Source organism: Rhizobium ruizarguesonis (genome assembly GCF_017357285.1).
GTDB lineage: Bacteria > Pseudomonadota > Alphaproteobacteria > Rhizobiales > Rhizobiaceae > Rhizobium > Rhizobium ruizarguesonis.
Window position 1 is genome coordinate 4,860,215 of the sequence record NZ_CP071678.1, and the last position, 15,193, is coordinate 4,875,407.

The 15,193-nt window shown below is 62.2% G+C and carries 14 protein-coding genes and 1 riboswitch; of the genes, 1 reads left to right on the plus strand and 13 read right to left on the minus strand.

The annotated features are described in order from the left end of the window. Positions 1–41 precede the first annotated feature (41 nt). The 7 genes from J3P73_RS23720 to epmA all read right to left on the minus strand — a co-directional run bounded on the left by J3P73_RS23720 (position 42) and on the right by epmA (position 8,232). Positions 42–2,522 carry a glycoside hydrolase family 2 protein gene (locus tag J3P73_RS23720; protein ID WP_130692981.1) on the minus strand — a complete coding sequence of 827 codons (2,481 nt, stop codon included), beginning with the start codon at positions 2,520–2,522 and terminating at the stop codon, positions 42–44. A 16-nt stretch (positions 2,523–2,538) separates the two neighbouring features. After that, positions 2,539–3,501 (minus strand): DUF1839 family protein, encoded by a 963-nt coding sequence (locus tag J3P73_RS23725; RefSeq protein WP_130692982.1) that lies wholly within the window; start codon positions 3,499–3,501, stop codon positions 2,539–2,541. An 8-nt stretch (positions 3,502–3,509) separates the two neighbouring features. Continuing rightward, the gene (locus J3P73_RS23730) at positions 3,510–4,418 is read right to left on the minus strand and encodes an amino acid--[acyl-carrier-protein] ligase (RefSeq protein WP_024320469.1); all 909 of its coding nucleotides are present in this window, start codon (positions 4,416–4,418) and stop codon (positions 3,510–3,512) included. A 5-nt stretch (positions 4,419–4,423) separates the two neighbouring features. Then, positions 4,424–5,605, minus strand: coding sequence for an acyl-CoA dehydrogenase family protein (locus J3P73_RS23735; protein ID WP_075224941.1), 1,182 nt, complete (start codon positions 5,603–5,605; stop codon positions 4,424–4,426). Beyond that, positions 5,605–5,856, minus strand: a complete 252-nt coding sequence (locus tag J3P73_RS23740; protein WP_003543737.1) for an acyl carrier protein — start codon at positions 5,854–5,856, stop codon at positions 5,605–5,607. Before J3P73_RS23740 ends, J3P73_RS23735 begins: the two co-directional genes overlap by 1 nt. A gap of 265 nt (positions 5,857–6,121) precedes the next feature. Beyond that, positions 6,122–7,174 carry a lysine-2,3-aminomutase-like protein gene (locus tag J3P73_RS23745; RefSeq protein WP_130665262.1) on the minus strand — a complete coding sequence of 351 codons (1,053 nt, stop codon included), beginning with the start codon at positions 7,172–7,174 and terminating at the stop codon, positions 6,122–6,124. Next, positions 7,171–8,232 (minus strand): EF-P lysine aminoacylase EpmA, encoded by a 1,062-nt coding sequence (gene epmA, locus J3P73_RS23750; RefSeq protein WP_130692983.1) that lies wholly within the window; start codon positions 8,230–8,232, stop codon positions 7,171–7,173. Before epmA ends, J3P73_RS23745 begins: the two co-directional genes overlap by 4 nt. A gap of 149 nt (positions 8,233–8,381) precedes the next feature. On the opposite strand from epmA, the gene efp reads away from it, so the two are divergent. Then, positions 8,382–8,951, plus strand: coding sequence for an elongation factor P (gene efp, locus J3P73_RS23755; protein WP_012759420.1), 570 nt, complete (start codon positions 8,382–8,384; stop codon positions 8,949–8,951). A 79-nt stretch (positions 8,952–9,030) separates the two neighbouring features. Here efp and J3P73_RS23760 read toward each other — a convergent pair whose 3' ends face one another. From J3P73_RS23760 to metA, 6 genes are all read right to left on the minus strand, one after another. After that, positions 9,031–9,759 carry an SIS domain-containing protein gene (locus tag J3P73_RS23760; protein ID WP_075224938.1) on the minus strand — a complete coding sequence of 243 codons (729 nt, stop codon included), beginning with the start codon at positions 9,757–9,759 and terminating at the stop codon, positions 9,031–9,033. Positions 9,760–9,776: 17 nt separating this feature from the next. Next, complete coding sequence (gene nagA / locus J3P73_RS23765; RefSeq protein WP_075224937.1) at positions 9,777–10,928, minus strand: N-acetylglucosamine-6-phosphate deacetylase; 1,152 nt, start codon at positions 10,926–10,928, stop codon at positions 9,777–9,779. Further along, complete coding sequence (locus J3P73_RS23770; RefSeq protein ID WP_075224936.1) at positions 10,928–11,959, minus strand: SIS domain-containing protein; 1,032 nt, start codon at positions 11,957–11,959, stop codon at positions 10,928–10,930. Before J3P73_RS23770 ends, nagA begins: the two co-directional genes overlap by 1 nt. Further along, positions 11,956–12,729, minus strand: a complete 774-nt coding sequence (locus J3P73_RS23775) for a GntR family transcriptional regulator (RefSeq protein WP_075224935.1) — start codon at positions 12,727–12,729, stop codon at positions 11,956–11,958. Before J3P73_RS23775 ends, J3P73_RS23770 begins: the two co-directional genes overlap by 4 nt. 134 nt (positions 12,730–12,863) lie before the next feature. Next, positions 12,864–13,886 carry an aldose epimerase family protein gene (locus tag J3P73_RS23780; protein ID WP_130692984.1) on the minus strand — a complete coding sequence of 341 codons (1,023 nt, stop codon included), beginning with the start codon at positions 13,884–13,886 and terminating at the stop codon, positions 12,864–12,866. A gap of 227 nt (positions 13,887–14,113) precedes the next feature. Next, positions 14,114–15,037 (minus strand): homoserine O-acetyltransferase MetA, encoded by a 924-nt coding sequence (gene metA, locus J3P73_RS23785; protein ID WP_130673273.1) that lies wholly within the window; start codon positions 15,035–15,037, stop codon positions 14,114–14,116. 48 nt (positions 15,038–15,085) lie between these two features. Further along, positions 15,086–15,163, minus strand: a riboswitch (SAM riboswitch). Positions 15,164–15,193: the final 30 nt, after the last annotated feature.

Here is a 15,193-nt window from a genome sequence, read left to right on the forward strand (position 1 = left end):
CGGTCTTTCCCAATGGATCGGCATCATCCTTCGCACAAGCGTCAGCCCTCGATTGCGACGCGATGCGAACTGCCTAGACTTTTGATCTCGCCCGCAGGCGGAATATCGCTTTCCACGCCGGACAGCGCGTGGAGCTTCACACGCCGCATCGCACCGGGGGCAAGGTGGAACCAGTCGTCGTCGGCCCGATAGCCTTCGACGTCGATATGCACCGATTGCGCCAGCCGGTCGGTCCTGAGATCGACGAACCAGCCGTCGCCGTCTCTGCTGAATGATGCTTCGATCCCTGCGTCATGGAGCGCCTTCCCCCGTCCGCACGGGAAGTGGAAGCTCTCGGCGAGAATGGCGCCGTCTGCCAGCGAGCGCAGGCGCGCCACACTTGCATCATGCGCCGGCGGCCCGAAACGGAAGGCATAGGTCGTATCGAAGAAAGCGCCGAACAGCGCGGTGCAGGCAAGGCGCTCCGTGTCTCTTGCCGCGAGCTTAAAGGCCCTGCTGCCGCTGACGACCTGCTGTTTTCCGCCGCGCAGGCAGACAACCTCGAGCTCGACGTCGAGCGCGGCATCGGTCTCGTTGACGACATGCACGTCGAGACCGTTCGTTCCCTCGTCGGTGAAGACCACCTGAACCGGCCGGAATGCACGGCGCATCGCATACCAGACCGGCTTCGGCTCTCCGGTGGAATCGATCACCCCCCAGCCGGGGCCGGGCAGCAGGTCCTGCAGCGTCCAGACGAGCGCGCCGTTGCAGGCGGAGCCCTTGCGCCGCCATTCGGCAAAAGTCTCCTCGATCACCTCGCCGGTGACGGCGCGGGAGAGATCGAGATAGCGTTCCGGATCTTCGCGGCGCAGCTCAGCCGGATCGAAACCGTAGAGAAGCTGCAGGTAGAAGTCGCGAACGTCCTCGAAATCCCACGATGCGCTGCGGTCGCGGGGCACGCGGGCCTTCCATAGCGGGCTGTGGACGGCGGGCACGTCGAGATGTCGCTGCAGCGTCCTCTGCTGCGGCACATGCGCGAAGGCGAGGCTTTCAGAGGCAAACCGCACGTCGGCGCGGCGCGCATCGGCAATCGGCCGCATATAGGCGCCGACGCCGTAATAATGCGCAATACCGGCATTCGGCGAAAAGGGCATCGCCCCGCCATACGGCGAGTTCGGCACGTAGGGTACGTCGGGGCGCATGCGCGCGACGACTGCCGGAATGATTTCATCGGTGACCGGCCCGCTCCAGAATTCCGCCGGCAGGCCGAGCATTGCCGCCTGCTGGTGGATTTCGCTGCCGCCGCAGAGCACGGCCAGCGAAGGCGACGCCTGCACGCCGTGCAGGAATTCCTCGACCTCCGCATGCACGTGGCCGAGAAAAGCCTTGTCGTTGCGCGGATAATCGAAATTGGCGAACATGAAATCCTGCCAGACGAGCAGGCCGAGCTCGTCGCAGAGCGTGAAGAAATCTGGTGTCTCGTAGGCCATGGTGCCGCCGATGCGGATCATGTTCATGCCGGCTCCGGCGGCAAGCCGCAGGAACGGCTCATAATCCGCCCGCCCGCCCGGCAATCGCGCGATGTCGGCCGTCGTCCACACCGCACCACGGCAGAAGATGCGTTCACCATTGACGAGGAGCGCGAAGTCATCGCCATCGGCACCGCGGTCGACGTCGATGCGCCGGAAGCCGGTCCTGCCGAGCGGATATTCCACGCCGCCGGAAACCAGCGTCAGCTCGTAGAGACGCGGAGCGCCATGCGTGTGCGGCCACCAGGCCTCGATGTCGGAAAGCTTGAGGATAGCCGAGTAATGACTGTCGCCGACCTTTTCGAAGGGCTGCTCCATCCCGCCGCAGCGCAGCAGCATTGAGGGATTCTCGGCATTGCTATGCAGGGACACGCTGAGGCGGCCGACGCCACTCTCCTCCAATACGGCGCGGATGGAGACATTGTCGATCGAGACGGGATGACGCCGCACCATCGAAATCGGCCGCCATGGCCCGACGGCATGGATATCGGGGCACCAGCCCGGCATATGGCCGAGCAGCGTCGTGCGGAAATTCTTCAAGCCCGCCGGCGTGATCATCTGCGGCCGCCAGCGCGCGCGCGGGCCCGGCTCCGACAGGCGGGGACCGAGCGCCCGGAAGCACAGTGCCAGCTCGTCGCCGCCCGAAAGCGTCACCGGAATCTCGTGCGCCGTGAACATGCTTTCGGAAAACAGGATTTCCTGGCCGTTCAGGAAGACATGGCAGAGCGTCGCCAGCCCTGCGAAACGCAGGATCGCGTCACCCGGCTCGGTATCGAAAAGCCGGCAGAGATACCAGGCGTCCCGCGTGTTCAGCGGCTCGGGATTTTCCCGGTCGAAGAGCGCGGCTTTTTCAAGCGCTGCAGCGACGGTGCCGGGAACGGGTGCTGGAATGAACTGTGCGGAGAGCGGGATGTCGTGCGGCACGGCGCAGGCGCCCGGCTCCGTCAGGATCAGGTTCCAGCCTTCGGAAAGTAGACTTTCCTCGGCACCGATGCTCGCCAAACGCCCCCGCATGGTCAGATCTCCGGCCTCAGATTCGCCCCGCAAGCGACGCCATCATGGAATCCCATGCATCGGCGGCCGGATCAAGTGCTGCCTGCAACGGCTCGAACTTCTTGCGGGTGACGGCGCGGGCAAGCTGGAACTGCACCGATTTCGCCACCTCCGAAATGCGCCTGGCATGCTCGGCGGCCACCGCGAATTCAACAGGGGAAAGCCAGGTGAGGTAATCGGCCGCCAGCTCGAAATTGGCGCCCACCTGGCGAAGCGTGTTGAAGGCGTATTTGTGAAAGAAGCCGAACGGCCGTTCCGCCACCGCTTCGACCTGTTGCGGAAAGACGCTTGCAAAGGCGCGGATCGGGTTTTCGCCGGGACGCCGGGCAAAGTGAAAGCCGGCAAGCCGCCGCGCGGTCGAACGCAGATGCGTTTCATCAGCCGGCTTTTCCGGGAACCGCGCAAATTCCGTGTAGGGCAGGAACGGCGGGTCGTTTTCCGTCAGATGCAGCTGGAACAGCCCGTCGAAATCCTCGCCTTCGAGACGAAAATAGCCGGCATTGTGGAAATAATCGACGCGCTTGGCCGCAACGTCCAGCCGGTTGATCGCAACCGTCGTCTTGCCGTGCTCCTGCCGGTAGGCGGTGCCGCGCGTATCCGGCATGTAGAAGGAATCCATTTCGATCAGGCAAAGGCGGGCCCGCGCGATCTGAACCTCGACATGGCGTTCGACACGGTCGTAGATGGCAAGCTCGGTCGCACGAATGCCGTAGAGCGCTTCGAGATCCTCGAGCGGCACCTTGAAGAAGGTGAACTGGTCGCCCTCGAAATCCTGCGTCAGGGTAAAACCCAGCATCGCCTCTGGCGCAACGCCTGATGTCGCCAGAACCTCGATCCAGAGATCGATATAACAATTGGTTTCCGGCCAGGCGCGCTCGCTGGAATGCAGCGCGTGCGGCCAGTAGGCCTCCGGGTCTATTCCCGGGAATACCGATGTCATCGATTTGCTCAGCCCCACAGCGCTTTCCGTACGCTGGCCGGCCATTGCTTCACATCGAGCCCGTGATGATGGAAGAGGGCAAGGGCGATGCGCTCCAGCCCGAAGCCGACGCAAGCGGTGTGCGCGACACTGCCGTCTTCAAGATTGAGACCCCACTTCGTGCCGAAGGCATCCTGATGGTAATTAAAGCTCATGCAGGCGGTCGGATTGGCGGCCGAAGTGATCGGGATCAGAAGCTCGAACTTCAGGTTCTGGTCACGCTGATTATTGGCGAGCATCTTGCCGGCGCGGCCGAAGAACGGATCATTGGCGACGTCGATCGTCACCTCGAGGCCGACGGCCTTCATCATCTCGACGCCGCGATCCATCCAGCGCTGGCGGAAATCGGTGACGTGCAGCTCTGTGCCCATGCAGACATATTCACGCATGCGGAACAACTGCTGGCGGGCAGGGTCTTTCGACGGCTCATGGCGGAAGCAATAGGATTGCAGGTCGAAGAGGCCGCCCGTCTTCGGCAAGTTGCCACGCTTGGCGATCGTCGGATAGAGCGGATAGCAGGCAGCCGGCGTCAGCACGATGTCGGTCGCCTCCTGCCCCTTGGTCCAGTCTTCGCCGACTTCCATGCATTGCAGCAGGCTGACATGATCGAGCTCGCTGCCGCAGAAGCTGTGCACCGTGCCGGCGAGCTGCGGAAAGCTCTTCATGTAACCGCTCTTTTCGAAGAAGGCGCGGTTCATGCCGGGCGGAAAGCGCATGGCTTCGGCACCATCGGAGCCGCCGAACGTGTCGATCAGGCGCTCGAAGGCAGCGATCACGTCTTCGAACTGGCCGCTGCGGCCGTAGAGCCCGTCGATGCCGGTATCGATCAGCAGACCGGATTCGAAAAGCCGGTCCAGAAACGAGGTCTGCATATCCATGACTGTCACCCCAGTAGGCTAGTGTCCTGCTTATGGACAAGAAGCATGCTCGACGTGTTGCCGAGGATGCGATCATTCGAGATCATGAGTTGTGCGGAATGCGCGTCGCGCAGATGGCGTCCAAGACTGAAGGGCGTGCCGTTCTTGTAGCCCATGATACCGCAGATCAGCATCGCATGGTTGACGATCTCCAGGATCGTCTCGGACGAGGCGATCTTGACGTTGTTCATCGCCACCGCAAATCCCATCGAAGACAGCCTGTCGGCGTCGGCCTTGGCATCCTCATAGGCCTTGAGGCCGGCAACCACGTTGGATTTCACCATCTGCAGCAGGTTCGAAACCTCGGCGAGGCGTAGCGCGCCCGGCGGCTGGGCATCCGGCGCCTTGCGGGCTGCGGCACGCACAAAAGCCTGGGCGCGTACAACGGCGTCGACGGCGATGCCGTACCAGACGCCGCTCCATAAGAGGTGCGAGGAGGCAAGCATGGACTGCGCCGCGATCTCCGCGAAAGGCTTCGGCAGGATCTGGCAAGCCGGCGCTTCGCCCTTGAACAGGAAGCCGTCGGAGCAGGTGCCGCGCATGCCGAGCGTATTCCAGACATGCGTTTTCTCGAGCGTGTACTGGTCCTTGAGGAAGGCCGTCAGCACCTGATCGGAGGAAGCCGCCTGCGCGTGGGTACGCGAGGTGATGAGAATGGCGTCGGCATGCGAGCCGTAGGAAATGACGGTCGCATCCTTTTCGAGGCGGCACGTGTCGCCATCGACTTCGACCGCACAGATGCTGTTGCGCAGGTTTCCGCCGATGCCGCCTTCGGTGGTGGCGGATGCGATCAGCAGCTGCTCGGCGGCGATGCGGCGCATGAAACCGCGATGCCATTCGCTGTCGGCGCCGTGTTCAACGAGGCTCGACAGCTTGATGTGGTGCATGGCGAAGACCATGGCGCTTGCGGCGCAAACCTGACCGAGCATCGAGCACAATTCGGCGATCTCGGTGATCGAGGCGGATTCGCCGCCGAGATGGCGCGGCACCTGGATGCCGAGCAGCCTTTCGGCCTTCATCGCATCCACGGCTTCCCGGGGGAAACGGGCTTCGGCATCGACGGTATCCGCGTGCTTCGCCGCGATTTCGGCGACGCGGGCCGCCCTTGCGACAAGACCGTCCTGCATGATCTTGACGGGGAAATTCATCACGCGACCTTCCGGCTGTCCCGGATGAGATCGACGGTCCTGGCGATGGCCGAGATGCTCGCGAAGGATTTGCGGTTCAGGAGATTGTCGGGAAATTCGATGTCGAAGGCCTCTTCGAGGCCAAGCATCAACTGCACAGAAGCAAAGGACGTCAAACCTGCCGCATAAAGATCGGCGTCGTCGGCAACCTGGTCGATCGACCCGGGAAGCTTGCCGAATTTAGCTACGAGGTCGCGGATTGCCTTATTCATCCCATCACTCCAAGATTCTCATGATCCCGAACCGGCGTTCATCGCCTTGTCATGAGCGTTCTTTTAGTGCGGAAAACAGAACATTCCGCTAATTTATTGAGTTAAATATGACTAAGGCTCATAGTTAGGATTTTAGCGATCATTTCCGAATTGTCGTAAAAAAACCATCTTATATCAATTACTTAAGGTAATTTCGACGCTGCGACGCACTCTGGTTTCTGGCGTGGAGAGTACAGAAATGACACGCAAAGCGTCGCTTTTTGTCTCAATCGGCAGGCGGATAGGAATGCTCGCCACCGCGATAATCGGTGACGGAATAACATCCGTCGCCTGTCGTCCGGATCGCGCTCCCAGTGACGACGGCCTTGCCGTGACCGCCTGGGATATCGAGGATGTAGGCCGGCTGACAGAGACCGGAAATCCGCCCGCGCAGCGCCGCGACGATCTCCTGCCCCTCCTCGATCGTCACTCTGAAATGACCGGTGCCGGGCGCCAGATCCGGATGATGCAGGTAATAGGGTTTGACGCGGATTTCGACGAAGGCCTTCATCAACTCCGCAAGCACGGCGGGATCGTCGTTGACGCCCTTGAGCAGCACCGACTGGCTGACCATGGCAATGCCGGCATCGACGAGGCGGCCGCAGGCCGCCCGCGCTTCCGGCGTCAGCTCTCTCACATGGTTGGCGTGCAGCGCGATATAGACCGTCTTGCCGCTCGCCTTCAGTGCCGCGATCATCGCCGCATCGATCTTCCCGGGATCGACGACCGGAACACGCGTATGGAAACGCACGATCTTCACATGCGCGATCCCGGCAAGCGCCTCCATGATCTCGTGGAGCCGGCGCGACGAAAGCACCAGCGGATCGCCGCCGGTGAGGATGACCTCCCAGATCTCCTCATGACCGCTTATATAATCGAAAGCGGCCTGCATCGCCGCGGCATCGAGTGTGCCGAGGCCCTGCGGCCCCACCATTTCGCGCCGGAAGCAGAAGCGGCAATAGACCGGGCAGACATGCACGGCCTTGAGCAATACACGATCGGGATAGCGGTGAACGATGCCTTCGACGGGGCTGTGGGCATGATCGCCGATCGGATCGGCGCGTTCTTCCGGGGCGATCGTGAGTTCGGCTGCATCAGGCACGAATTGCCGAGCGATCGGATCATCGGGATCGGTGCGGTCGATGAGCTTGCTGATCGCAGGCGTCAGCGCAATCGCGTAACGCACCGCAACCTCCTCGAGCCTTGCACGATCGGCAGGCGCGACCAGCCCCGCCTTCACAAGATCGTCGACGCTCTTGATCGGTTTGACGGCATTCATCTTCCATACTCCGCCACCGGCGCCCAAAGCACCTGGTCGATGCGTGATGCTCCCGTCGCCAGCATCACCAGCCGGTCGAAGCCGAGCGCGATACCGCTTGCCTCAGGCATCAGCGGCAGCGCAGCGAGAAAATCCTCGTCGATCGGATAGGTCTCGCCGTAGACCCGCGCCTTCTCGGCCATCTCGATCTCGAACCGTCGCCGCTGTTCGGCAGCGTTGGTGAGCTCGCCGAAGCCGTTCGCAAGCTCGACGCCGCAGGCATAGAGCTCGAAACGTTCGGCAACCCTCGAGTCGCGTGCCGAGGGACGCGCAAGTGCCGCCTCCGAGATCGGATATTCGTCGAGGATGGTGATGCGGCCGAAACCGAGATGCGGCTCAATCTTTTCGACCAGCACCCGGCTGAAGAGATCGGCCCAGCCGTCGTCATCGGCAACACGCATGCCGACGCGCTTCATCTCAGCGGCCAAATGGTCGCGGTCGGTCGAACCGTCGGCGGCGACCGAGGCGAGAAGATCGATGCCGGCATGACGCTCGAACGCTTCGGCAACCCCAATCCGCTCCGGCCCGGCAAAGGGGTCGCTCTCGGCGCCGCGATAGGCAAGCTTCCCGGTCTTCACCGTTTCGGCCGCAAGCGCCAGGATCCGTACGCAATCCATCATCAGGCTCTCGTAGCTTTCGCCGGCCCGATACCATTCGAGCATGGTGAACTCAGGATGATGCAGCGGCCCGCGCTCGCGGTTGCGGTAGACATGGGCAAAACACGAAATGCGTTCCTCGCCCGCCGCAAGCAGCTTCTTGCAGGCGAATTCCGGCGAGGTGTGCAGGTAGAACGGCGCCTTTTGCCCATCCGTCGTCAGTGCTTCCGTGGCGAAGGCATGCAGATGCGCCTCGTTGCCGGGAGAGACCTGCAGCACCGCCGTATCCACCTCGATGAAATCCTCGCGCGCGAAAAACCCGCGCAACGCCGCCTGGATCGCATTGCGCCCGATCAGGAACGGACGGCGGTCGGCATGCACGGACGGGGTCCACCAGGGGGACGCTTTCGCCGAAGAGTTCATTCCAAGCTTTCTTCGCCGGAGAGGCCGGTATGGGGGGTGGCTATTTCCCGGATTTTAGGTTAGTTGCGCCCCCAAGAAAAACATTTGCGTCTTCGGGGGCGTCTCGACAGTCATCTACGACGCCGAAAGCCGAGTTACAAGGAAGTCTTATGGTCAAGGTCATCGCCTCTTCGGTCCGCAAGGGCAACGTTCTCGATGTCGACGGCAAGCTCTACGTCGTTCTCACCGCCCAGAACTTTCATCCGGGCAAGGGCACGCCGGTCACCCAGGTCGATATGCGCCGCATCGTCGACGGCGTGAAGGTTTCCGAGCGCTGGCGCACCACCGAACAGGTCGAGCGCGCCTTCGTCGAGGACGTCTCCTTCCAGTTTCTCTATGAAGACGGCGAAGGCTTCCACTTCATGAACCCGGCGAGCTACGATCAGGTCGTCGTCGATGTCGCCACGATGGGTGACGACAAGGCTTATCTGCAGGAAGGCATGTCCTGCATCCTCTCGATGCATGAAGGTATTGCGCTGGCGCTCCAACTGCCGCGCCACGTCACGCTCGAAATCATGGAGACGGAACCGGTCGTCAAGGGCCAGACGGCATCGTCCTCCTACAAGCCGGCGATTTTGTCGAACGGCGTGCGCGCCATGGTGCCGCCGCACATCAATGCCGGCACCCGCGTCGTCATCGCCACGGAAGACAATTCCTACGTCGAACGCGCCAAGGACTGATCCTGGTTTCAGCCTATCGAAGAGGCCGGCTCGCGCCGGCCTTTTTTGTATCCGCCGCCACACTATTCGGCATCGTGCTCTAGAGATGCGGGTTGCGCGGCCGGTATTTCTTGACGAGCTTCTGGTTGATCTCGGCAGCGCCCGGCATGTTGGCGCTGAGATAAATTGGCGCATCGCCGGATTTCGAAAGCTCCGAGGCGACTTCGGCGAAGATCGCATTGATGACGGTCACCCCGACGGCCGTCGAGACTGGCCCAACCCGAAGCCCCGTGCCTTCGAGATCGACAACGGCGTCACCCGGTGGCAGCCCGTTGTCGAGTACCACATCGGCCACGTCGGCGAGCCGCCGGCGGCCGTTGGCAATCGCCGAGGAATAGGCGATCGACGTGATGGCAATCACCTTTGCGCCGATTTCGCGCGCATAGTCGGCGGCCTCGATCGGCGCGGCGTTCACGCCCGAATTGGAGGCGATGATGATGACATCGCCCGGCTGCATGCCGTAACGCTCCAGCATCGGCCGCACTAGGCCCTGCGTGCGCTCATAGACCGAACTGATGACCGCGCCCTCATGCAGCATGGCCGAGCCGACGAGTACAGGCACGGTGAATGCGAGCCCGCCGGCACGATAGTGCACCTCTTCCGCCAGCATATGCGAATGGCCGGTGCCGAAGACATAGACACGCTTGTCGCTGCGGGCAGCATCGAGGATGACGGCTGCTGCCTGCGCCATCGGCTGGGCAAGCGTCTGCTTCAGTTCTTCCAGCCGACCGATGAGGTTGGAGAAATAGGCATCGGTAATGTCGGTCATCCCACTTCTCCTTGATTTCAGGCCGCTTCGCCGCTGAGCCAGGTGGAGGTGACGGCAAGCGCATCGGTGAGATACACGAGATCGGCACGCGCGCCCGGCGAGAGATGGCCGCGATCGGCAAGCCGGAGGAACCGGGCCGGATAAAGGGTCGCCATGCGCAAAGCCTCGGCGAGCGTCAGGTCGAGATAGGTGACGCCGTACCGGATCGTCGAGATCATGTCGACGTCGGAACCGGCCAGCGTGCCGTCGGACAGCACCAGCTTCGAGCAGAAACCGCCCCTTTCGCGCCGGACGGTACGCCCGTTCAGCGTGAACGAATCCTTCTCCGATCCGACAAGCGACATCGCGTCGGTGACGAAGAACAGCTTGCCTTCGCCACGTTTGGCGCGCAGCGCCGTGCGCAAGGCCTTCGGATCGACATGATGGCCATCGGCGATAATGCCACACCAGGTCGAGGGATGATCGATTGCCGCGCCGACGAGACCGGGCGCACGGTGTCCCAACTGGCTCATGGCGTTGAAGAGATGCGTGACGCCCCGCGCGCCGGCATCGAAACGTTCCTCCGCCGCCTCGCTCGAACAATCGGAATGGCCGATGCTGACGGTGACGCCGGCTTCCGCAAGCTCACGCACCTGGGCAACCGTCACCTGCTCGGCGGCCATGGTGACCAGCAGCGTGCCGATTGCCTCGCGCGCCCGGATGAAGGCTTTGACATCGCGGTCCTCCACCGGCCGCATCAGTTCGGCCAGATGCGCGCCCTTGCGCGCAGGCGCCAGATGCGGGCCTTCCAGATGCAGGCCGGCGACGCCGTGGTTCATTTTCACTGCCTCCTTGGCCGCCTCGATGGCGGCAATGGAGGCCTCTGATGTATCGGTGATCAGCGTCGGCAGCAGCGACGTCGTGCCATAGGGTCGGTGCCCGCCGGCGATAATATCCATCGAGGCAACGGAAGGCTCGTCGTTCAGCATCCGCCCGGCGCCGCCATTGACCTGCGCATCGATGAAGCCGGCCGACAGAACACCGCCGGCAAGCGTCACCACTTCGCCGTCCGGCAGATCGTTTCTCGCGACAATCGCTTCGACGCGGCCATCGGCAACGATGAGGGCTTTGTCGTCATGGAAGCGCTCGCCGTCGAAGATGCGGGCGCCGAGGAAGATCTTGCGGACCATCAGACCGTCTCCGTCACCTTGAGCAGGTTTGCCGGCTTGTCGGGATCAAAGCCCTTGCGGCGCGTCACCGACTCGATCAGCCGGTAGTAGACGAGCAGCGACACCAGCGGGTCGACGAGGCCGTTGCCCGTCGTCGGCACGCGCAGATGAACACCGGAAAGCGGCTGCGCCGAGAAGCCGACGGTGGTGGCGCCGAGCTTCTGCAGGCGCTCCAACGCCTGGACATTGTTGGCGAAGGCCGCATCGTCGGGCGCAAAAGCGACGATCGGGAAGCCCGGCTGCACCAGGCGCATGGGGCCGTGCATCAGTTCCGCCAGCGAGAAGGCCTCGGCATGCAGGCCGGAGGTTTCCTTGGCCTTCAGCGCCGCTTCGAGCGCGATCGCGAAGGCCGGGCCGCGGCCGGCGGTATAGAGCGAGGTCGCGTTGAAGAGCACCTCCTCGGCTGCCGCCGTGTCGATCCCGGCGGTTGCCGACAGTGCCTCCGGCAGCTTGCCGAGCGCAGCCTGCAGATCAGACGCGCCGCCGATAGCAGCTGTCACCCCGGAAAGGGCGGCGACCGAGGCGATGAAGGATTTTGTCGCCGCGACACTCTTTTCAGCACCGGCATTGAGACCGAGAACGATATCGGCCTGTTTCGCAAGCGGGCTGTCGGTGACGTTGACGACGGCGATCGTCGTCGCTCCACCCTTCTTCGCCGAGTCCTGCAGCGCAACGATGTCGGGGCTGGCACCCGACTGCGAGACGGTGAAATGGACACCGCCCTTCAGATGCAGCGCCGCACCATAGACGGAAGCGATCGACGGACCGACCGAGGCGACCGGAACACCGCAGGTAATTTCGAACAGATATTTGAAAAAGGTGGCGGCGTGGTCCGAGGAGCCGCGCGCCGCCGTCGTCACCACGCTCGGGCGGGCGGACGAAAACAGCCGGGCAATCTCGGCAAAGACCGGTTTTTCCTTTTCAAGAAGCGTGGCGACCACCTCTGGCGATTGGCCGGCTTCCTGCAGCATCAGTGACTGGTTGTCATTCATAGGTCATCTCCGATTCTCAATTCGGCAACGAAATCATAGGCATCGCCGCGATAATGCGAGCGGGTGTATTCGACGACGCGCTGGTCTTCCAAGCGCGAGACACGTTCGATCAGAAGCGCCGGCGCGCCTGATTTGACGTTCAGGATCGCGGCGGAGGACGGGTCGAGCGTGACCGCCGTCAGCCGCTGCAGCGCACGCACGGGCCTGTGGCCGCTGGCCGTCAGCGCATCGTAAAGCGATCCCTCGCCGCCGGCATCGTGCCCCAGGAACTTGATCGGCACCACGGCGCGTTCGATCGCCAGCGGCAGGCCGTCGGCAAGGCGCAAGCGGTCGAGTCTCAGCACCGGCTCATCGCCGCCGAGACCGAGCAGGAAGGATTCCTCCGGCGACGGCGTATTGACCGTCCGCGACAATATCCGTGCGGCTGGCAGACGCCCGCGCGAACGCATGTCGGCGGAGAAAGAGGAAAGCCGCCACAGCGACTGTTCCATGCGCTCCACCCTGCTTGACACAAAAGTACCGCTTCCGTGGCGCGATTCCAGTGCGCCGGATACCATCAGATCGCGATAGGCGGTACGCACGGTAACACGGCCGAGCTTCAGAGCCTCGGCAAGGTCGCGCTCGCCCGGCAGTGCGGTGCCGGGCTTCAGCAGCCCTTCCTGAATGAGGCCGGTCAGCGTCTGCGCCAACCGCTTGTAGAGCGGCCCGGTCAGCGCCTCGTCACGCAGGCCGCGGCTGTTCAGTTCCGCTATCAGACTGGTTCTATCCATGGGCGCACAATAGAACCTATCTAGAACCAATCGGCAAGACAGAATCGAGCGCAGAAAGAAAAAACCCTCGCCGGCGGACCGGCAAGGGTTTCATAGCGCTCAAATTTGACAGCCGTGCGTCCGCTGGAGGATGCTCAGTTCTTGGTGAAGATATAATCCGTCTCCTGGCGCAGCACTTCGCCGGGGCGCAGGATCGCATTCGGAAAACCTTGGTGATTGATGGCATCCGGCCAGACCTGTGTCTCCAGGCAGAAGCCGGCGAATGGACCGTATTTGCGCCCGCCGATGCCGGGAGCCCCGGTATCGAGCTTGAAGCCAGCATAGAACTGGACGCCTGGCTCGGTGCTGCGCACCTCCAGCGACACACCGGAATAAAGGCTGCGGGCAAGCGCGACACTCCGCTTGGCGGTGCGCTCGCCCGACAGGCAGAAGTTATGGTCGTAGAACATCTGTTCGCTGCCGACGAAACGTTTCATCGGCGCCATCTCGCGGAAATCGAATTCGGTGCCCTCGACGGAACGGATCTCGCCGGTGGGCACCTGCTTTTCATCGGTCGGCAGATAATGATCGGCGGCAATCATGATATCGTGGCCAAGCGCATCTTCGCGACCGTCGAGATTGAAATAGGCGTGCTGGCAGACATTGGCGAGCGTCGGCTGATCGCTGGTCGATTCGTAGGTGATCGACAGTTCACCGTTGCCATGCACCCAGAAAGTCGCCTGGATGGTGCAATTGCCGGGATAGCCGGCGCGGCCATCGGGATCGACGATCTTCAGCACCACGCGGTCGACGTCATGCTCGACGATCGTCCAATTGCGTTTGGCGATATTGTCGCTGCCGCCATGCAGATGCGTGACGCCGTTTTCATTCTGCTCGAGCTGATAGTCTTTGCCGTCAAGCATGAACCTGCCGCCACCGACGCGGTTGGCGCAGCGGCCGGGCGTCGCGCCGAAATAGGACGAATAAAGGGGGTAGCTGTCGAAATCATCGAAGCCGAGCTGCAGCGGCGCGTCATGGCCCTCGAGACGCAGATCCTGGATGACCGCGCCCCAGCTTATGATCTTGGCCGTCAGCCCGCCGCCCTTGATCACGACGCGATAGACGGTCTCGCCCGCCTTCGTCTGCCCGAGAACGTCCCGCTCCAACTTATCCGACATCATTGACCGTCCATTCTATCCCTGCTGCAAATTCCTCAATCCGGAATCGATTTGAGGAATTTGCAGCGATTCAAAGTGTGCATTGCACGTCCGATGAAGACGCGCGGTGTGGTAGGGTTCAGGACAGGAACCTGCCCGCATTTGCTTCAATCCGCAACCGGCGGATCAGAAAGAAAATGCCGCAGCGGTGATGCAGCGGCACCGGCTCGAGGGGCGATCGGCAACGGTCAGAGGTCCGTGCCGATCTCTTCCACATCAAAGGGCGTCGTCTGGTAGATTTCGTTGATCCAGTTGCCGAACAAGAGATGCGCATGGCTGCGCCAGCGGTTCTGCGGCGCAAGCGCCGGATCGTTGTGCGGGAAGTAATTGTGCGGCATCTTGATCGGCACGCCGGCATCGATGTCGCGAAAATACTCGTCGGAAAGCGAGGTGGAATCATATTCGACATGGTTGAACATGTAGAGCCGCCGGCCCTTCTTCTCGTGCACGAGGCACACGCCCATCTCGGCTGATTCCATCAGGATCTCCAGGCTTTCGGACTTCTCGATATCGGCGCGGCGCACTTCGGTCCAGCGCGACACCGGCACCTCGAAATTGTCAGAAAAGCCGTTGAGATAGATCGAGGAAGGTTTCAGGTTCCGGTGGCGGTAGACGCCGAAGGCCTTCTCTTTCAGCTCGTATTTCGGAACGCCGTGAAAATGATAGATCGCCGCCATCGCGCCCCAGCAGACGTTCATCGTCGAATGGACATTCGTTTCCGTCCAGTCGAGAATCTCCTGCATCTCCGCCCAATAGGTGACATCTTCATAGGGCAAAAGCTCGATCGGCGCCCCGGTGATGATGAAGCCGTCGAACTTGCGGTGCTTTACCTCTTCCCAGGTCTGGTAGAAGGCAAGCAGATGATCCTCGGACGTATTCTTCGCCTTATGGCCGCCGATGCGGATGAGTGACAGCTCCACTTGCAGCGGCGAGGCGCCGACAAGGCGGGCCATCTGCAGCTCGGTCTTGATCTTGTTCGGCATGAGGTTGAGCAGCCCGATCTGCAGCGGTCGGATATCCTGACGGATCGCCAACGTCTCGGTCATCACCCGCACACCCTCCTGAACCAGGGTTTCGAAGGCGGGCAGCGTATCGGGGATCTTGATGGGCATTGCGGTCACTCGATCAAAAACAAAAAACCGGCGGCGAAAAAAATCGCTACCGGTCCGCACGCGGCCCTTTAGCGACTTTTTTAACGTGGCTGCAAGCCGGCCGGCCAAATCACCACGGAGCGCTTTAATTAGACCCAGTCGGGTCGCGAATCAACT

Excerpts from the sequence above, each read along its gene's own strand:
- J3P73_RS23720 (WP_130692981.1), bottom strand. The coding sequence starts at position 2,522 with ATGCGGGGGCGTTTGGCGAGCATCGGTGCCGAGGAAAGTCTACTTTCC.
- J3P73_RS23725 (WP_130692982.1), bottom strand. The coding sequence starts at position 3,501 with ATGACATCGGTATTCCCGGGAATAGACCCGGAGGCCTACTGGCCGCAC.
- J3P73_RS23730 (WP_024320469.1), bottom strand. The coding sequence starts at position 4,418 with ATGGATATGCAGACCTCGTTTCTGGACCGGCTTTTCGAATCCGGTCTG.
- J3P73_RS23735 (WP_075224941.1), bottom strand. The coding sequence starts at position 5,605 with ATGAATTTCCCCGTCAAGATCATGCAGGACGGTCTTGTCGCAAGGGCG.
- J3P73_RS23740 (WP_003543737.1), bottom strand. The coding sequence starts at position 5,856 with ATGAATAAGGCAATCCGCGACCTCGTAGCTAAATTCGGCAAGCTTCCC.
- J3P73_RS23745 (WP_130665262.1), bottom strand. The coding sequence starts at position 7,174 with ATGAATGCCGTCAAACCGATCAAGAGCGTCGACGATCTTGTGAAGGCG.
- epmA (WP_130692983.1), bottom strand. The coding sequence starts at position 8,232 with ATGAACTCTTCGGCGAAAGCGTCCCCCTGGTGGACCCCGTCCGTGCAT.
- efp (WP_012759420.1), top strand. The coding sequence starts at position 8,382 with ATGGTCAAGGTCATCGCCTCTTCGGTCCGCAAGGGCAACGTTCTCGAT.
- J3P73_RS23760 (WP_075224938.1), bottom strand. The coding sequence starts at position 9,759 with ATGACCGACATTACCGATGCCTATTTCTCCAACCTCATCGGTCGGCTG.
- nagA (WP_075224937.1), bottom strand. The coding sequence starts at position 10,928 with ATGGTCCGCAAGATCTTCCTCGGCGCCCGCATCTTCGACGGCGAGCGC.
- J3P73_RS23770 (WP_075224936.1), bottom strand. The coding sequence starts at position 11,959 with ATGAATGACAACCAGTCACTGATGCTGCAGGAAGCCGGCCAATCGCCA.
- J3P73_RS23775 (WP_075224935.1), bottom strand. The coding sequence starts at position 12,729 with ATGGATAGAACCAGTCTGATAGCGGAACTGAACAGCCGCGGCCTGCGT.
- J3P73_RS23780 (WP_130692984.1), bottom strand. The coding sequence starts at position 13,886 with ATGTCGGATAAGTTGGAGCGGGACGTTCTCGGGCAGACGAAGGCGGGC.
- metA (WP_130673273.1), bottom strand. The coding sequence starts at position 15,037 with ATGCCCATCAAGATCCCCGATACGCTGCCCGCCTTCGAAACCCTGGTT.